13 protein-coding genes are annotated in these 16,583 nt (G+C 72.7%); 4 read left to right on the forward strand and 9 right to left on the reverse strand.

The features are described from left to right. Nucleotides 1-108: 108 nt before the first annotated feature. The gene (locus ACZ4FH_RS15580; protein WP_467305377.1) at nucleotides 109-942 is read right to left on the reverse strand and encodes an SCO6745 family protein; all 834 of its coding nucleotides are present in this window, start codon (nucleotides 940-942) and stop codon (nucleotides 109-111) included. A gap of 161 nt (nucleotides 943-1,103) precedes the next feature. Here ACZ4FH_RS15580 and ACZ4FH_RS15585 point away from each other — a divergent pair, with 161 nt between their 5' ends. Next, a complete protein-coding gene (locus tag ACZ4FH_RS15585; RefSeq protein WP_467305054.1) occupies nucleotides 1,104-1,685 on the forward strand; it encodes a TetR/AcrR family transcriptional regulator in 582 nt (193 codons plus the stop codon). A 13-nt stretch (nucleotides 1,686-1,698) separates the two neighbouring features. Here the strand turns inward: ACZ4FH_RS15585 and ACZ4FH_RS15590 are convergent, their stop codons facing one another. Together ACZ4FH_RS15590 and ACZ4FH_RS15595 are read right to left on the reverse strand one after the other, a co-directional pair. After that, a complete protein-coding gene (locus tag ACZ4FH_RS15590; RefSeq protein WP_467305055.1) occupies nucleotides 1,699-2,478 on the reverse strand; it encodes a GntR family transcriptional regulator in 780 nt (259 codons plus the stop codon). Continuing rightward, nucleotides 2,475-3,017 carry a GntR family transcriptional regulator gene (locus ACZ4FH_RS15595; RefSeq protein WP_467305057.1) on the reverse strand — a complete coding sequence of 181 codons (543 nt, stop codon included), beginning with the start codon at nucleotides 3,015-3,017 and terminating at the stop codon, nucleotides 2,475-2,477. The genes ACZ4FH_RS15590 and ACZ4FH_RS15595 overlap by 4 nt, the downstream gene beginning before the upstream one ends. Before the next feature lie 146 nt (nucleotides 3,018-3,163). Here ACZ4FH_RS15595 and ACZ4FH_RS15600 point away from each other — a divergent pair, with 146 nt between their 5' ends. Then, nucleotides 3,164-3,544, forward strand: coding sequence for an ATP-binding protein (locus ACZ4FH_RS15600; RefSeq protein ID WP_467305058.1), 381 nt, complete (start codon nucleotides 3,164-3,166; stop codon nucleotides 3,542-3,544). A 4-nt stretch (nucleotides 3,545-3,548) separates the two neighbouring features. Here the strand turns inward: ACZ4FH_RS15600 and ACZ4FH_RS15605 are convergent, their stop codons facing one another. Next, the gene (locus ACZ4FH_RS15605; protein ID WP_467305060.1) at nucleotides 3,549-4,865 is read right to left on the reverse strand and encodes an MFS transporter; all 1,317 of its coding nucleotides are present in this window, start codon (nucleotides 4,863-4,865) and stop codon (nucleotides 3,549-3,551) included. Beyond that, nucleotides 4,862-5,617 carry an ArsR/SmtB family transcription factor gene (locus ACZ4FH_RS15610; protein ID WP_467305062.1) on the reverse strand — a complete coding sequence of 252 codons (756 nt, stop codon included), beginning with the start codon at nucleotides 5,615-5,617 and terminating at the stop codon, nucleotides 4,862-4,864. Before ACZ4FH_RS15610 ends, ACZ4FH_RS15605 begins: the two co-directional genes overlap by 4 nt. A 180-nt stretch (nucleotides 5,618-5,797) precedes the next feature. Here ACZ4FH_RS15610 and ACZ4FH_RS15615 point away from each other — a divergent pair, with 180 nt between their 5' ends. Further along, nucleotides 5,798-6,976 (forward strand): GDSL-type esterase/lipase family protein, encoded by a 1,179-nt coding sequence (locus tag ACZ4FH_RS15615; protein ID WP_467305063.1) that lies wholly within the window; start codon nucleotides 5,798-5,800, stop codon nucleotides 6,974-6,976. A gap of 52 nt (nucleotides 6,977-7,028) precedes the next feature. Here ACZ4FH_RS15615 and ACZ4FH_RS15620 read toward each other — a convergent pair whose 3' ends face one another. Further along, nucleotides 7,029-8,273 (reverse strand): PucR family transcriptional regulator, encoded by a 1,245-nt coding sequence (locus tag ACZ4FH_RS15620; protein WP_467305064.1) that lies wholly within the window; start codon nucleotides 8,271-8,273, stop codon nucleotides 7,029-7,031. Between the two features lie 171 nt (nucleotides 8,274-8,444). Between ACZ4FH_RS15620 and ACZ4FH_RS15625 the strand changes: the two genes are divergently transcribed. Then, complete coding sequence (locus tag ACZ4FH_RS15625) at nucleotides 8,445-9,062, forward strand: AMP-binding protein (protein ID WP_467305065.1); 618 nt, start codon at nucleotides 8,445-8,447, stop codon at nucleotides 9,060-9,062. A gap of 35 nt (nucleotides 9,063-9,097) precedes the next feature. Here the strand turns inward: ACZ4FH_RS15625 and mfd are convergent, their stop codons facing one another. The 3 genes from mfd to ACZ4FH_RS15640 form a co-directional block, all read right to left on the reverse strand. After that, nucleotides 9,098-12,628: a transcription-repair coupling factor gene (gene mfd, locus ACZ4FH_RS15630; RefSeq protein ID WP_467305066.1), complete on the reverse strand. Its 3,531-nt coding sequence runs from the start codon at nucleotides 12,626-12,628 to the stop codon at nucleotides 9,098-9,100. Nucleotides 12,629-12,912: 284 nt separating this feature from the next. Next, nucleotides 12,913-15,492 (reverse strand): ABC transporter permease, encoded by a 2,580-nt coding sequence (locus ACZ4FH_RS15635; protein WP_467305067.1) that lies wholly within the window; start codon nucleotides 15,490-15,492, stop codon nucleotides 12,913-12,915. Further along, nucleotides 15,489-16,277, reverse strand: a complete 789-nt coding sequence (locus ACZ4FH_RS15640) for an ABC transporter ATP-binding protein (RefSeq protein ID WP_383649112.1) — start codon at nucleotides 16,275-16,277, stop codon at nucleotides 15,489-15,491. The genes ACZ4FH_RS15635 and ACZ4FH_RS15640 overlap by 4 nt, the downstream gene beginning before the upstream one ends. Nucleotides 16,278-16,583: the final 306 nt, after the last annotated feature.

Below are 16,583 nucleotides of genomic sequence, written 5' to 3' on the forward strand. Positions count from 1 at the left end.
CCGGGCATCCTACGGACCTCTTCCCCGTGCGGGCGTGTTCATGGCACGCGTGTACGGGGGATGCGGTCCGGATCACAGGACGGGCCGGGCAGTACGCCCCCCGCCGCCTCATACCTTCCCGATGCCGAGGGTCGTCTCGGAGGGGAGGAGCCCGGAGCCGATGGCCGCGACCCAGAGGGGGCCGAGGAGTTCGACGAGCCGCTCGCGTTCGGTGGCGTCGAGGGCGTGCCAGGGGGCGGCGGCCGCCTCGTCGGTGCGGCGTTCGACCTCGGCGCGCAGGGCGCGGCCCGCGTCCGTGGCCGTGCCGTCCGCCGCCACCAGCTCGCGCTTCCGCAGCCGTTCGGCGCCCTGCTCCCACTCCTCGGCGCTCCAGCCCCGGCTGGCGAACACCTCGGGCGGGGCTGCGCCGACGGCGGCGAAGGAGACGAGGGACTCGACCGGGTCGAGCCCGGCGTCCGCGAGCGCGGCGAGGTGGCCGTCGCCCCGGTGTTCGCGCAGGACGGTGGCGGCGTGCCAGAGCGCGAGGTGCGGGGCGTCCGGTACGGGCAGGGCGGCGTTGGCCGCGGCGAGGGGGCGGCCGGCCGTGTCGGCGGCGCGGGCGACGCGGGTGAGCAGCGCGGCGGCCTCGGCGGTGTCCGGGGCCTCGGCCGCGTCTCCCAGCAGGGTGCGCCAGGCCCGGTCGACGGCGCGGACCCGGGCGGCGAGCACCGCGCCGGGCGCGGCGACGGACCAGACGGCGGGGACATGGGCGCCCACCATCGCCGGGCTGAAGCTGTGGAAGGTCTCCACGACACGGGCGGCGTCCGCGCCGAGCGGCGCCGCGCGCCAGGCGAAGTAGCTCGGCCAGCGCTCCTCGGTGCCGTATCCGAGCGCGGCGGCCTCCTCGAAGGCCTCGGGGGCGTAGTACAGCACGGCGTGCAGGGGCTCAAGAAGGTGCCACATGCGCCGCACGCCGCCCAGTTCCTCGGTCCTGTCTCCCACGACTCCGCCTTCCGGGGCGGGCGAGCCCACCCATCTTGTCGCTGGCTAGATTCTCCGACACCACACAGACTGCACCCCGCCCTCGAACTTGTCAACGACTAGATCCGGCGTACGCTGCCCCCATGACCAGTGACCGCACCGACCGCACCTACCACCACGGCGATCTGCGGCGGGCCGTCCTCACCGCCGCCCTCGACGTCATCCGCACCGACGGCCCCGCCGCCCTCAGCCTCCGCGATCTGGCCCGCCGGGCCGGCGTCTCCCACGCCGCGCCCGCCCACCACTTCAAGGACCGCGCCGGCCTCCTCACCGCCGTCGCCGCCGAGGGCTACACCCTCTTCGCCGACGCCCTTGCCGAGGCCCCGGACCTCCGCGAACGCGGCGTGCGCTACGTCCGCTTCGCCGCCGAGCACCCGGCCCACTTCCAGGTGATGTTCCGCCCCGACCTCTACCGCACCGACGACCCCCACCTCCTCGCCGCCAAGGACCGCGCCACCGCCGAACTCCGCGCCGGCGTCTCCGCCCTCCCCGCCCCCACCCCCGAGGACGCCCGCCTCACCGGCATCGCCGCCTGGTCCCTCGCCCACGGCTTCGCCACCCTCCTCCTCAGCGGAAACCTGGACGCGGCAATCGGCGACACGGACGCGGAGACGGCGTTCAGGAGGGTGGCGGAGCTGGCGTTCGGGCGGGGGGCGGAGGGCTGACGTACGCCCCGCCTCACTCCGGCGTGAACTCGTACTGAAGCTCGTACAGATGCCCCGCCTTCACCATGACGGTCGCCTCGATGGGCCGCCCGTCGTCGCTGTGGACGACCCTCAGGGTCCGCAGCACCGGCAGCCCTCCGGGCAGACGCAGCGCCTGGTACTGCTCCTGCGTAGGCACGCGCGCGGACACCCGGTCCACGCTGAGCCGTGGCGGATAGCCCAGTTCGGCGAGCAGGGCCGGAGTGCCGCCGGTGATCTTCCGGTGCTCGGCCATCGCGGTGCCACCGGCGATATCCAGCGGGTAGTACGAGGAGACGAGTTCCACCGGTTCGTCGTCGACGAGGAGGAGTTGATGCCTCCGGAGCGCCTCACCGGCCCTCTCCGTCCGCAGGGCCTCGGCGACGTCCGCAGGCGGGCGGCACACGCCGACTTCGAGAAGTTCGCTGCGCGCACGGGCGCCGCCCCGCGAGTTCTCGCTCAGCCAGCGGTACGGCTCCCCCGCTCGGGCCGGAGCCATGTAGGCGGCGGGGCGGACGGTGCGCTGGCGATGTTCACGCACCGTCACGGCCGCCCCGGCCCTGCCGACGACCAACTGCTCCTCCTTGAGCAGGTGCAAGGCCTTCTGCACGGTCGCATTCGAGGCGTTGAACCGCTCCTTGAGCCGCGCGGTGGACGGCAGACCGGCTCCGGGCGCGAAGTCGCCGGACATGATCTCGTCCCTCAGGTCGGCCGCGATCCGCTCGTGCAGCGAACGGCCGTCGACGGCATCCACTTCGGGTCTGTGCACAGTCATCCGATCCTGATCTCGTAGCGAAGCTTCTGGCGGCCCGGTGGCATCGCCATCACGTCGACCTGAACGGGCCGGCCAGCTCCGTCCAGCGTGAGCCGGGTCAGTTGGAGGACCGGTTCGCCGTCCGCCAGCAGCAGTCGGCGCCGCTCGTCCTCCGTCGCGAGCCGCGCGGTCACGTCCTCCCGGACGCGCGCGCCCGCATGTCCGAGCTCGGCCAGCAACCGGACCGCGCCGCCGGGAATCCGGGCGGTCCCGGCGAGACGGGTGCCGCGCGCGATGTCCACCGGGTAGTAGGTGTCCGTCAACTCGCACGGCTCACCGTCGAGATACATGATCCGGCACCGCGCGACGACCGCCTCCCCGACAGCCACACCCAGCAGTTCCGCCACCTCCTGCGGGGCGGCGACCTCGCCCGCCCGGACGATCCGCTGGCTCCCCTTCCGCCCCTCCGCCGCGGCCTCGGCCGCCCAGGCGTCACCCGCCACGCCGGAGGACGCGGCGAGATACGGCACCGAGGTGCTGGTCCATTCATTGCCACCCATGCCCGTCTCCTCCACAACCGACGCCCCTGCCGCCCCACACGGTAAGCGAGTCCCGCGCACCACCCCAGGGTAAACCTTGCCGCTTTTCGCGAATAGCAGTATGGTTCTGCCCACGCTACGATCCGCGAGCAAGGCGGTGAACCTCTGTGTCCCTGTCCCAACAGCAACGCTTCCCCCGCAGGCGCACTTCTGTCCGCGCCTCACGCCACTTCGTCACCGGCGCTCTCGCCGAATGGGAGCTCGACTCCCTGATCGAGGACATAGAGCTCTGCGTATCGGAACTCGCCACCAACGCCGTACTCCACGGCGTGCCGCCCGGCCGCGAGTTCAGCGTCACCCTCAGTCGCGCCCGGGACCTGGTGCGGCTGGAGGTCCGGGACAGCGGACCCGGACGGCCCGTGGTTCAGCGGCCGGACGACGCAGCCTGTTCGGAGCGCGGCTTACTCCTCGCGCGCGCACTGGCGGACGACTTCGGTGTGGACGACCACGTGGTCGGCAAGACCGTGTGGCTGGTGTTCAAGACCTGACCGCTCACGGCCGCACCCCCTCCCCCTCCCCCGCCACCGCGTCCGCGTCCGCGTCCGCGTCCGCCCGTTTCAGCGTCCGCAAGGACGGCACCGGGGACGGGAGGAGCCACAGGGCGGAGAGGGTGCCGCCCAGTGCTGCGGTGATCAGGGTGGGGCGGAGGCCGAAGGTGGTGGCGAGGGCGCCGCCGGTGAGGGCGCCGAGGGGGCGGATGCCGTAGTTGAGGGTGCTGTAGGCGCCGGCGACGCGGCTGCGCAGGGCGTCGGGGATGACGCTCGCCTGGAGCGAGTTGAGGTTGACGTCGAAGAGCATGACGCCGAAGCCGGAGAGGAACTCCGCCCCGGCCAGGGTGCCGGCGCGCAGCCAGAGGGGGCCGCCCGCCAGGGCGGCGAGGGCGAGCGGGGCGGGGAAGAGGACGGCGCCGACGACGATCGTGCGGCCCATGCCGATGCGGCGGGAGACGGCGGGCGCGCAGACCGCGCCGAGGAGGGCGCCGGTCGCCCCGACCCCCAGGGCGAGCCCGATCGTGCCGGGCGGGAGGGCGAGATCCCGGCGGGCGTACAGCACGATCAGGCCGGTCCCGGCCACGAACGTGAAGAAATTGACCGTGGCCGCGCAGCCCAGCGTGGCCCGCAGCACCGGATGCCGCACCACGAACGCCAGCCCCTCACGGGCCCGCCGCAGCAACGGCACCCCCGGCCCGTCCGGGGCGCCGCCCTTCGGCCCCTCGTCGACCGGGACCCGCCCGATCAGGAACGCCGACGCCACGAACGTCAGCGCGTCCACCACCACCGCCACCGGCGCGGTGAGCGCCTGCACGAGGACGCCGCCGAGCGCCGGGCCCGCCACCTGGGAGACCGAACGGCTCGCGGCGAGCCTGCTGTTGGCGTCCACGTACGCCTCGCGCGGCACCAGCCGTACGAAGAACGGCGGGTACGCCGTGTTGAACAGCACCCCCGCCGCACCCGCCAGCACCGCCACCGCGTACAGCTGGATCAGCGTCACCGCGTCCAGCAGCCATGCCAGCGGCAGGCTCAGCAGGAACGCCGCCCGCAGCACGTCCGCGACGATCATCAGGCGCCGTTTGTCCGGGCGTTGGTCCACCCAGGCGCCCAGGACGATCGCCAGCAGGTTCGGCGTCCAGATCAGCGCCGTCAGCCACGCGATCTGGCCGGCCGTGGCGTCCAGGGACTCGACCGCGATCAGCGGCAGCGCGAGTTCGGTGATCCGGTCGCCGAACTGGGAGACCGTGTGCCCCGCCCAGAAGCGCCGGAACCCCCGGTCCCGCCCGAGCCCCCGCGATATCTCCCCCGCCCCGGTCACGGCGTCCGCCCCGGTGCTCCCGGCTCGCCCGCCCCGGACGGCTCGTCCGCCCCGGACGGCTCGTCCGCCCCGGACGGCTCGTCCGCCCCGGACGGCTCGTCGACCCCGGACGGCGCGCCCGCCGCCTCCGGTCCCGCCGCCCCCGGTCCCTCCGCGCCCGCGCCCTCGCCCGGTCCCTCCGGCAGCACGTACCGCAGCAGTCGTACGCCCCTGCTGTCCGCCGGGCGGTCGGCCGGGGAGCGGGTGGCGTACGGGGCGAGGACGCGCTCGATCGCGTCCTGGATGCCGGCCAGCTCCCCGGCCGTCACCTCGATCCGGGTGTACGCCAGTCCGGCCGGGGCCCGCCAGGCCGGGTCGAGCGCGGGTTCGGTCTCCTCCGCCCAGCGGGCGGGGAGGTCCGCGTAGCGGCGGAACATCTGGCGGGACAGCTCGCGCGCCGCCGCCCGGCCCTCCACGTCCGCAGGGTCGTCCGGCTCCTCGAAGCGGAAGCCGCGCGCCACCGCCTCCCAGCGGCGGCTGCGGCGGTCGGGGCCCGGCTCACTGTCGCGGACGAGCCCGAAGGACGCCAGATGGCGCAGGTGCCAGCTGGTCACCGAGGGCGTCGCGCCCACGTGCGGGGCCAGTGCGGTCGCGGTCGACGGGCCCTCGCGGCGCAGCCGGTCGAGGATCGCGAGGCGCACGGGGTGCGCCAGGGCGCGCATCGCCTGCGGGTCGGTGATCTCGATGTCACCCATGCGGTTACTGGAGTCCATGACGTGAGAGGATCCTCTCATATTTTATGAGAGTCAACTCTCACGTTTTGTCGCGGGCGTGACCGGACCTGACCGCTTCTGACGCCCGGGGTCAACAACTCCCGCCCCCTGCTGGTCCATTCGACTGCAAACCCGGCACCGCGCTTCACCGCCCACCACCCGGCTGCCGACAACCACCGCATGATCATTTCTCTTTCACGGCGCTCGAAGGCGCTGGCCGCCGCGTCCGCCGCGGTGTGCGCGGTGACCGTGTCGGGCGCGCTCCCCGCCTCCGCGTCCGGCTCCGCCCCGGCCGCCGCCGCCGAGGCCCCGCTGCTGGTCTCCCTGGGCGACAGCTTCATCTCCGGCGAGGCCGGCCGCTGGGCCGGCAACAGCAACGACAGCGCGAACGGCTACTCCGGCACCGACCGGGCGTGGGACCCGGCGACCGGTGAGAGCGACCCGTACCGGGTCTACGGCTCGTCCTACGACAGCGGCTGCAACCGCTCCGACGTGGCCGAGGTCCAGTCCGTCACCCTCGACGTCAGCCGCCTCAACCTGGCCTGTTCGGGGGCCACGTCGAAGGCGGTGCTCCTGCCCGGGAGCGGCGGCGAGCCGTTCAAGGGGCAGCGCTCGCAGGCCGCGGAGCTGGAGGACGTGGCGGCGGGCCGGTCGCTGCGGGCCGTCGTCGTCTCGATCGGCGGCAACGACCTCGGCTTCTCCGACATCATCACCGGCTGCGCGAGCGCGTTCGTCAAGCCCTTCGGCGGCTCCCCGTGCGCCCCGGAGGCGGCCCAGCAGGTGGCCGAACGGCTGCCCGCCGTGCGGCAGGCGGCCGTGAACACCCTCGCCGACGTGCGGACCGCACTCGACCGGGCCGGCCATCCGGCCGGTTCGTACCGCCTCGTCCTCCAGTCGTACCCGTCCCCGCTCCCCGACGCCGGCCGCATCCGCTACCCCGGCGAGAAGTACGACCGGCTGACCTCCGGCGGCTGCCCCTTCTTCGACAAGGACCTCACCTGGGCCCACGACGAACTGGTCCCCGAGATCAGCTCCGTCCTGGCCGAGGCCGCCGACGAGGGCGGAGCGGAGTTCCTGGACCTGTCCCGGTCCTTCGACGGGCGCGAGGTCTGCTCCACCACCACCCGGCAGGCCGGCCCCTCCGATCCGCCCTCGGGCGCGACCAGCGAATGGGTCCGCTTCGTGACCTCCGGCGCCGGGCAGGGCCAGCTCCAGGAGTCCCTGCACCCCAACAGCTTCGGGCAGCAGGCACTCGGCAGCTGTCTGACCCTCCAGCTGGAACAGCCGGCCGGCGACCACCGCTGCACCAACACCGCGGGCGAGGGACCGGCCGGGATGCGGCTGCGCACCCTCGGCTGACGGCTCCCGGGGCCGGACCGGAACCGTCCGGTCCGGCCCCGGGCCGCCGGGCTCAGGCCCGCAGGTCGTGGAGGCGGGCCACCGCCGGCTGCGCCGAGTCCAGCAGCATCGGGAACGTGCCCACCGCGTCGAGCGCCATGGACAGTTCGGCGACGATCTTCGGGTCGTCCAGCGGTCCGCGCAGGAACTCCTCCAGCCGGTGCATGCGGTAGCGGACCGTGTTCTGGTGGCAGTACAGCCGCCGCCCCGCCTCCGCGGCCGAACCATGGGCCTCCAGCCAGGCGCGGGCGGTGGCCAGGAGCGTGGTGCGGTCGTCCTCGGAGAGCGACAGGACACCGCCCAGGATGCGCTGCACCGCGCGCTGGGTCGTCTCCAGGTTGTTCATCACCAGTTCGGTCAGCGGGGTGTCGTCGAGCTGGCGCACCCCCGTGCTGCCGGCCGCGAGGGACTCCTCGGCGACCTGCGCGTACCGCAGGGCCCGGCTGGTCTGGTCGAGGCGTTCGTACAGCGGGCTGACGCCCACCCGGCCGGTCGCGACCGCGCGCACCGCGTCCAGGATCTCCTCCACCGGCTGCCGGGGCGGGCAGGAGAGCACCCCGATCTCCGCACCCGGCTGCGCCCGCCAGGCGTGCCCGACGTCCAGGGCGCGCAGCCGCCGGTCCAGGCCGGGCAGCGGTGGTTCGCCGCCGACCCGGGCCTCCGCCGCCACCACGAGGAACCGCCCCTGGAACGGGAAGTCGAGCATGCGCGCGACCTCCCAGACGGTCTCGCTGCTCAGGGTGGGGCCGTCGATCAGCTCGGAGACCAGGGCGGAGCGCCGGCGGTCGGTCTCGACCATGCGTTCCGCGCAGGTCGAGCGGTAGGCGTCGGTGAGGGCCGAGGAGTAGATGTCCGCCAGCTCCCAGATGTGCGAGGCGCAGTCCAGCAGCGCGTCCGGGGCGTCGCCGCCCTTCTTCCGTGCCACGTCGAGGAGTTGCTCCCAGAAGTGCCGGAACCCGAGCCGGTAGGCGCGCAGTACCTCGGGCAGCGGGGCGTTCTGCAGGGCGCGTTTGCGTCCGGTCTCCATGGGACCGGCCAGGTCGACGCCGGTCGAGGTGTGGTCGGTCAGGTGCTCCAGGATCCGTCCGACGTTCAGCCGCATGGAGGCGTTCAGGTCCTCGGGTCCCACCACCATGGACCGGTAGAAGTCGATCTTCTCGTAGGTGAGTTGTGACATCGATGCCGCGATCGCGTCGAGGCGAGGCGTCAGTTCCCCGGCGAGTTCGGCCACGAGGAGACGTGGTTCCTTCTTGGACACGGAGTCAGCGTAGGCCAGTCACCGGCGCGCCCACGCCCAACGAGCGAATCCGCGTGGGGTGTTTGTCGTCGGCGACAGAGGTCTCTGTTGGCGTCGACAGCGTCCCCGGCGGCTCCCGGCTGTGAGGATCGGCGGGTAGCAACCGGCCCGTGCGCATGAAAGCGGAGTGACGTGACCAATCTCGCCAGTGTCCTGACCGATGCGGCCCGGCCGTACCCCGAGCGTCCGGCCCTGCGGACCGGCCGCTCGGTCCTGACACTGCTCGACCTCGACGAACTCAGCGCCCGCGTCGCCGGTGGTCTGCTCGCCCACGGGGTGCGCCCCGGCGACCGGGTGGAGCTGGCCGTGCCCGGTCTGCCCGCCCTGCCCGTCCTGTACTACGGGGCGCTGCGCGCCGGTGCGGTCGCCGTCGTCGCGAGGCCCCGGCCCCGGCTCCTCGTGGTCCGGCCCACCGGTGCGCGGCTGCGGTTCGCCACGGGCGAGGAGGCGCACGCGGCCTCCACGGTCCTGGTGGGCCCCGGCTTCCTCGGCCAGCTGGCGTTCTGGCCGCAGCGCCCCGGCGTCGTCCACCGGGACGACGAGGACCCCGCGGTCCTCGTCGAGGACGGCACCGGCCGGCATGCCGCGTACACCCACCGGGAGGCGCGCGAGGCGGTCGCGGCTTCCGGCGGCGGCCCGCTCGCCGCACCGGGGCTGCCCGCCCCCCGTCCCGGCGCGGGCGGCGCCCTCCTCCGGCGCGCCGCCCGTCCGTCCGCCCCGCTCATCTGCGCCTCCGGCCCCGCACGCTGACGCGACGACGGCCGACGGGACTTTCCGGACACGCCCTAGGAGCCCAGGATCGTCGTCAGGAACTCCCCGGTCCACGCCAGCAGTTCGCGGCCCACGACCGGCTTCCCGCCGATCTTCCCGGTGGTGGGGCGCGGCACCAGGATCTGGTGCACGGCCGGCTTGATCACCGTCTTCGGGTAGAGCCTCTTGAGCCGCAGCTCCTGCGATTCGCGCAGCTCCACCGGGGCGAAGCGGATGTTCGGCCCCTGGAGCACGATGTCGCCGACACCGCAGGCGCGGGCCAGCATCCGCAGACCGGCGACCAGCAGCAGGTTCTCCACGGGCTCGGGCAGCTTGCCGTAGCGGTCGGTCAGCTCCTCGCGCACGGCCTTGATGTCGTCCTCGGACGAGGCCGAGGCGATCGAGCGGTAGGCCTGGAGGCGCAGCCGCTCGCCGGGGGCGTAGTCGTGCGGGACGTGGGCGTCGACCGGCAGCTCGATCTTGACCTCCAGCGGCGGCTCCTCCTCCACCCCGCCCTCCAGGGAGGCCCGGTAGTCGGCGACGGCCTCGCCGACCATGCGGACGTACAGGTCGAAGCCGACGCCCGCGATGTGGCCGGACTGCTCGCCGCCCAGCAGATTGCCCGCGCCGCGGATCTCCAGGTCCTTCATCGCCACGTACATGCCCGCACCCATCTCGGTGTGCTGGGCGATCGTGGCCAGACGCTCGTGGGCGGTCTCGGTGAGCGGCTTCTCCGGCGGGTACAGGAAGTAGGCGTAGCCCCGGTCGCGGCCGCGGCCGACGCGGCCGCGCAGCTGGTGCAGCTGGGAGAGGCCGAAGTTGTCGCCGCGCTCGACGATCAGGGTGTTGGCGTTGGAGATGTCGATGCCGGACTCGACGATCGTCGTGGAGACCAGGACGTCGAACTTCTTCTCCCAGAAGTCCACCACGACCTGTTCCAGGGCCTGTTCGGACATCTGCCCGTGTGCCGTGGCGATCCGGGCCTCGGGGACGATCTCGCGCAGCCGGGCGGCGGCCCGGTCGATGGACTCCACCCGGTTGTGGATGTAGAACGCCTGGCCCTCGCGGAGCAGTTCGCGGCGGATCGCCGCCCCGATCTGCTTCTCCTCGTAGGGGCCGACGAAGGTGAGGACGGGGTGGCGCTCCTCGGGCGGGGTGGTGATCGTCGACATCTCGCGGATGCCGGTGACGGCCATTTCGAGCGTACGGGGGATGGGCGTCGCGGACATGGTGAGGACGTCCACGTTGGCGCGGAGCTTCTTCAGCTGCTCCTTGTGCTCGACGCCGAAGCGCTGCTCCTCGTCGACGATGACCAGGCCGAGGTCCTTGAACTTCGTCTCGGAGGAGAAGAGGCGGTGGGTGCCGATGACCAGGTCGACGGAGCCCTCGCGGAGCCCTTCGAGGGTCGCCTTGGACTCGGTCTCCGACTGGAAGCGGCTCAGCGCCCGTACGTTGACGGGGAACTGGGAGTAGCGCTCGGTGAAGGTGCCGTAGTGCTGCTGGACGAGGAGCGTGGTGGGGACGAGGACGGCGACCTGCTTGCCGTCCTGGACCGCCTTGAACGCCGCCCGGACCGCGATCTCCGTCTTGCCGTAGCCGACGTCGCCGCAGATCAGCCGGTCCATCGGGACGGACTTCTCCATGTCCTCCTTGACCTCGGCGATGGTGGTGAGCTGGTCGGGCGTCTCCGCGTACGGGAAGGCGTCCTCCAGCTCGCGCTGCCAGGGGGTGTCCGGGCCGAAGGTGTGGCCGGGGGCGGCCATGCGTGCCGAGTAGAGCTTGATCAGGTCGGCGGCGATCTCCTTGACGGCCTTCTTGGCGCGCGCCTTGGTCTTGGTCCAGTCGGCGCCGCCGAGCCGGTGCAGGGTGGGGGCCTCGCCGCCCACGTACTTGGTGACCTGCTCCAGCTGGTCGGTGGGGATGTACAGCCGGTCGCCGGGCTGGCCGCGCTTGGCGGGGGCGTACTCCACGAGCAGGTATTCGCGCGTGGCGCCCTGGACGGTGCGCTGCACCATCTCGATGTAGCGGCCGACGCCGTGCTGTTCGTGGACGATGTAGTCGCCGGTCTCCAGCGTCAGCGGGTCGATGGTCTTCCGGCGGCGGGCCGGCATCCGGCCCAGGTCCTTGGTGGCGGTGCGCTGGCCGGTGAGGTCGGTCTCGGTGAGCACGGCGAGCTTCAGCGCCGGGTCGACGAAGCCGTGGTCGAGGGCGCCGCAGGAGACGTGGACGACGGAGGGGGTGACCTCGGCCAGGTCCGGGTCGAGGCGGGCGGGGATGCCCTCGCCGCTCAGCACCTCGACGGTGCGGGAGGCGAGGCCCTGGCCCTCGGTGACGTAGACCGTGCGCCAGCCGTCGGCCAGCCAGCCCTTGGTGTCGGCCAGCGCGCGGGCGGTGTCGCCCCGGTACGTCTCCGGGGCGTGCATCCGGAGCTTCAGGGTGTCGTCGTCCAGGTCCTCGTCGGCGGCGAACGGGGAGAGCGACCACCACATCATGCCCAGCTCGCGGGCGCGGTCGCGGACGTCGGCGATCCCGCGCAGCGAGGCCGCGCCGACGTCGATGGGCGCCTCTCCCCCGCCGGCGGTGGCCGCCCACGAGGCCTGGAGGAACTCCTGGCTGGTGGCGACCAGGTCGGCGGCCCGGGTCCGGACCCGCTCGGGGTCGCAGACGACGGTCATGGCGCCCTCGGGCAGCACGTCCAGCAGCAGTTCCATGTCGTCGACGAGGACCGGGGCGAGCGATTCCATGCCCTCCACGGCGATGCCCTCGGCGATCTTGTCGAGCAGTTCGCCCAGCTCGGGATGGGCCTCGGCGAGGGCGGCGGCCCGCTCGCGGACCTCGTCGGTGAGCAGCAGCTCCCGGCAGGGCGGCGCCCACAGGCCGTGCTCGGCGACCTCCAGGGAGCGCTGGTCGGCGATCTTGAAGTAGCGGATCTCCTCGACGTCGTCGCCCCAGAACTCCACCCGGAGCGGGTGCTCCTCGGTCGGCGGGAAGACGTCCAGGATGCCGCCGCGCACCGCGAACTCACCGCGCTTCTCGACCAGTTCGACCCGGGAGTACGCGGCAGCGGCCAGTGCTTCGACGGTCGCGCCGAGGTCGGCGCTCTCTCCGGTGCGCAGCGCCACCGGTTCCAGGTCGCCGAGCCCCTTGACCTGCGGCTGGAGCACGGAGCGGATGGGGGCGACGACGACCTGGACCGGTCCGGTCTCCGGGTCGTCCGCGCGGGGGTGGGCCAGCCGGCGCAGCACGGCGAGCCGGCGTCCCACGGTGTCGGAGCGGGGCGAGAGGCGTTCGTGGGGCAGGGTCTCCCAGGACGGGAACTCCGCGATCGAGTCGGCCGGCAGCAGCGTGCGCAGGGCGGCGGCCAGGTCCTCGGCCTCGCGTCCGGTGGCGGTGACGGCGAGCACGGTGCGCCGGGCGTCGCGGGCGAGCGCGGCGACGGCGAAGGGCCGCGCGGCCGCCGGGCCGACCAGGTCGACGTGCATGCGGTGACCGTCACCGGCGGCCTTCACCGCTTCTTCGAGCGCCGGATCACGTACGACGACATCCAGCAGACCGTGCAGGCTCATGAAGGGCTTCCGTCCGGGTGGTGAGGGGTGGCCTGACGGCCGGCTGCCGCCAGAGGGCGCCGCCCTGGGGCAACGCGAAGGACCCGACACGTGCCGCGGGCGGTTCCACGCCCGGCGGGGGTCCGGGAACCGCCCCGGAGGGGCCGGGGTTCCCAGCCTACGACTCCGCACCGACAGCCGCCCCGCCGACGGGCGGGACGGCCGGACCCCGCGCACGATTCCGGCCCCGGGCGTTTGGAGGAACGTCCGGGGCCGGTCGGGTCAGTCTATGCGGAGGGGCTGCCTCAGCCGTCGGTGGCGATGGCGTTGAGGACGTTCATCCGGCCGGCCCGGAAGGCCGGGACCAGGGCGGCGAAGAGTCCCACGAAGGCGGAGCCGACGAAGACCGCGATGATGGTCGGCCAGGGGATCTCCAGGACCTGCAGTCCCTCCAGGGACAGCAGCTTCTGGGCCGAGGTCCCCCAGCTCATGCCCAGGCCGAGCCCGAGCAGGGCGCCGAAGAGGGCGATGACCACGGATTCCAGGCGGATCATCCGGCGCAGCTGGCGGCGGGAGAGGCCGATGGCGCGCATCAGGCCGATCTCACGGGTCCGCTCGACGACCGAGAGGGCGAGGGTGTTCACGACACCCAGGACCGCGACGATGATCGCCAGGGCGAGCAGTCCGTACACGATGTTCAGGAGCTGGCCGACCTGGTCCTTCAGGTCCTGCTTGAAGTCGGCCTGGTTCTGCACCTTGTACTGGGGATAGGCGTCGAGCGAGGTCTTGAGGGCGGCGTACGCCTCCTTCTCCTTGCCGTCCTCGGCCATGGCGAACAGCAGCATGTCCGAGGGCATGCTGCCCTGCGCGATGTGGCGCTGGGCGGTCGCGGTGCTCAGGTACATCGCGCCCTGGTCGACGTTGGTGTCGTCGGAGGTGATCGCCGCGACCTTCAGCTTCGCGGTGTCGCCGGCCTTGAAGTCGACGGTGATCGTGTCGCCGACCTTGATGCCGTGCTTGTCGGCGTAGTCCGAGCCGACCGACATGGCGTTCTCGCCGTAGGCGGCGGCCAGGTCGCCGGCGACGGTCTCGCGCCGCAGGTCCTGGGGGTAGGTGGGGTCGGCGGCGGTGACGTGGGTGTCGTCGGTCGAGCCGTCGGGGTTGGTGAGGTCCGCCTTGAGGACCCGGTAGTGGGTGACGTGATCGATGCCGGGGGTCTTCTCGACGGCCTCGGCGGCCTGCGGCACGACAAGCTGTCCGCTGCCCGACTGCACGATGAAGTCGGTGCCCACGGACTTGTCGAGTTCGTCGGTGGCCGAGGCGACCATCGAGGAGCCGACGACCGAGAGGCAGGCCACCAGGGCCAGGCCGATCATCAGGGCCGCGCCGGTGGCGCCGGTGCGGCGGGGGTTGCGCAGGGCGTTGCGCTCGGCGAGCCGGCCGACCGGGCCGAAGAGGCGCAGGACGACGACGCTGAGCGCCCGGACGACGATCCCGGCCAGCAGCGGGCCGATCACGATGAAGCCGATGAGCGTGAGCACGACGCCGGCCCCGAGGTACAGGGAGCCGTCGCCGGCCTTGTCGACCTGGGTGGTCGCCCACAGGGCCGCGGCGCCGCCGCCGGTGAGGACCAGGCCGATGCCGGCGCGGATCCAGCCCGAGCGGGCGTCGGCGGGCGTCCCGGAGTCGCGCAGGGCGGCCATCGGGGAGACCTTGCCGGCCCGGCGGGCCGGGATGTACGCGGCGAGGACGGTGACGATGATGCCGAGCGCGAGGCCGACCACGGGGGTCGTCCAGGCGATGGTGAGGTCCTCGGTGGACAGCTCCATGCCGATGGCGCCCATGACCTTCATCAGGCCGACGGCCAGTCCGACACCGGCGCCGACGCCGAGGACGGAGCCGACGATGCCGAGCAGGACCGCCTCGATCAGCACGGACCGGTTGACCTGCTTGCGGCTGGAGCCGATGGCCCGCATCAGGCCGATCTCGCGGGTGCGCTGGGCGACCAGCATGGAGAAGGTGTTGACGATCAGGAAGATGCCGACGAGGAAGGCGATTCCGGCGAAGCCGAGCATCGCGTACTTCATCACGTCGAGGAAGGACCCCATGGAGTCCTTGTTGTCCGCCGCGGCCTCCTTCTGGGTGCGGACCTTGTACGCGCCGGAGCCGTCGAGCGCCTTGGTGACGTTCTGCTTCAGTACGGCGTCGCTGACGCCGGACGCGGCGGTGACGGAGATCTGGGTGAAGGCGTCGGGGCGGCCGAGGAGCCGCTGCTGGGCGGTGGCGGTGTCGAGGTAGACGACGGCCGCGCCCGGGTTGGTGACCTTGAAGGTGGCGATGCCGGTGATCTTCGCCCGGATGTCGCCGGTGACGGTGATGGTGCGCAGCTCGTCACCGAGCTTCAGACCGTGCTTGTCGGCGGTGTCGGCGTCGACCATGACCTCGGTCGGGCCGCGCGGGGCGTGGCCGGAGGTGATCTCCATGGACCGCAGGTCGTTGGAGGTCCAGTTGCCCGCGAGGGTGGGGGCGCCGGTGTCGGAGCCCATGTTCTTGTTGTGGCTGTCGACGACGGTGACCGAGCCGCTGGAGACGGCGCCCTCGGCCTTGGCGACGCCCTCGGCCTTCGCGACCCGGGCGACGAGGGAGGCGGGCAGCGACTCCGGCTTGCCGTTCTCCGGCATGTCGGTGACCTTGGCCGACTTGGGGCTGACCGTGACATCGGCCGACGTCGCCGCGAACAGCTTGTCGAAGGTGGTGTTCATGGTGTCGGTGAAGACGAGCGTGCCGCACACGAACGCCACCGAGAGCAGGACGGCGACGGCGGAGAGCGCCATGCGTCCCTTGTGCGCGAAGAAGTTGCGCATCGAGGTCTTCCACACGGTCATGAGGTCCGCCCGCGCGCGTCGAAGTCCTTCATGCGGTCCAGCACCTGTTCGGCGGTGGGGTTGAGCATCTCGTCCACGATGCGGCCGTCCGCGAGGTAGAGGACGCGGTCGGCGTAGGAGGCGGCGACCGGGTCGTGGGTGACCATGACGATGGTCTGGCCCAGCTCGTCGACGGACTTGCGCAGGAAGGTCAGCACCTCGGCGCCGGCCCGCGAGTCCAGGTTGCCGGTGGGCTCGTCGCCGAAGATGATCTCGGGCTGGGCGGCGAGCGCGCGGGCCACGGCGACGCGCTGCTGCTGGCCGCCGGAGAGTTCGGTCGGGCGGTGCTTGAGCCGGCCGGCGAGGCCCACGGTCTCCACGACCTGGTGGAGCCAGGCGGCGTCGGGCTTGCGGCCCGCGATGTCCATGGGCAGCGTGATGTTCTCCAGGGCGTTGAGCGTCGGCAGCAGGTTGAACGCCTGGAAGATGAAGCCGATGCGGTCGCGGCGCAGCTGGGTGAGCTTCTTGTCCTTGAGGCCGGTGATCTCGGTCTCGGCCAGGTGGATCTGACCGGAGGTCACGGTGTCCAGTCCGGCGAGGCAGTGCATGAGCGTCGACTTGCCGGAGCCCGACGGGCCCATGATGGCCGTGAACTGGCCGCGGGTGATGTCCACGTCGACATGGTCGAGCGCGACGACCCGGGTCTCCCCGGTGCCGTACGCCTTGACGACCTGCCGCGCCCGCGCAGCCACGGCCGTACGCCCTCCAGTGCCCCCGTGCCTGGGAATGCTGACAGCCGTTGTCACGGTTTTCTCCTCGGTCGGTCGGCGACGCGGTGTCGCCGTCTGGTGTGAAGTCTGGTCGTCGGAGGGGGTCGTGCGCGCTGGTGCGCAGCGCAGTCTTCGGGTGGGGTTTTCCCCACCCCGTCCCTTCCGGTCCCCCGCACTCGCGGTCTGTCGACAACGCTACGGAGCGGCGGGAGCGGGCACGTCCTCCGGCGGGAGGAACGGTCCCTGGGCGGATGTAAGGAGCTCCCCCTAGGGGTCTGGTCCCCTGGGCCGATGCCGGTCTCGGGGACTGCACCCCCGGGTCCACACCCCTGGGTGGAGACG

The organism is Streptomyces sp. NPDC024555 (assembly GCF_055559335.1).

Coding starts and splice junctions, on each gene's coding strand:
- ACZ4FH_RS15580 (WP_467305377.1), bottom strand. CDS start 942: ATGTGGCACCTTCTTGAGCCCCTGCACGCCGTGCTGTACTACGCCCCC.
- ACZ4FH_RS15585 (WP_467305054.1), top strand. CDS start 1,104: ATGACCAGTGACCGCACCGACCGCACCTACCACCACGGCGATCTGCGG.
- ACZ4FH_RS15590 (WP_467305055.1), bottom strand. CDS start 2,478: ATGACTGTGCACAGACCCGAAGTGGATGCCGTCGACGGCCGTTCGCTG.
- ACZ4FH_RS15595 (WP_467305057.1), bottom strand. CDS start 3,017: ATGGGTGGCAATGAATGGACCAGCACCTCGGTGCCGTATCTCGCCGCG.
- ACZ4FH_RS15610 (WP_467305062.1), bottom strand. CDS start 5,617: ATGGACTCCAGTAACCGCATGGGTGACATCGAGATCACCGACCCGCAG.
- ACZ4FH_RS15615 (WP_467305063.1), top strand. CDS start 5,798: ATGATCATTTCTCTTTCACGGCGCTCGAAGGCGCTGGCCGCCGCGTCC.
- mfd (WP_467305066.1), bottom strand. CDS start 12,628: ATGAGCCTGCACGGTCTGCTGGATGTCGTCGTACGTGATCCGGCGCTC.
- ACZ4FH_RS15635 (WP_467305067.1), bottom strand. CDS start 15,492: ATGACCGTGTGGAAGACCTCGATGCGCAACTTCTTCGCGCACAAGGGA.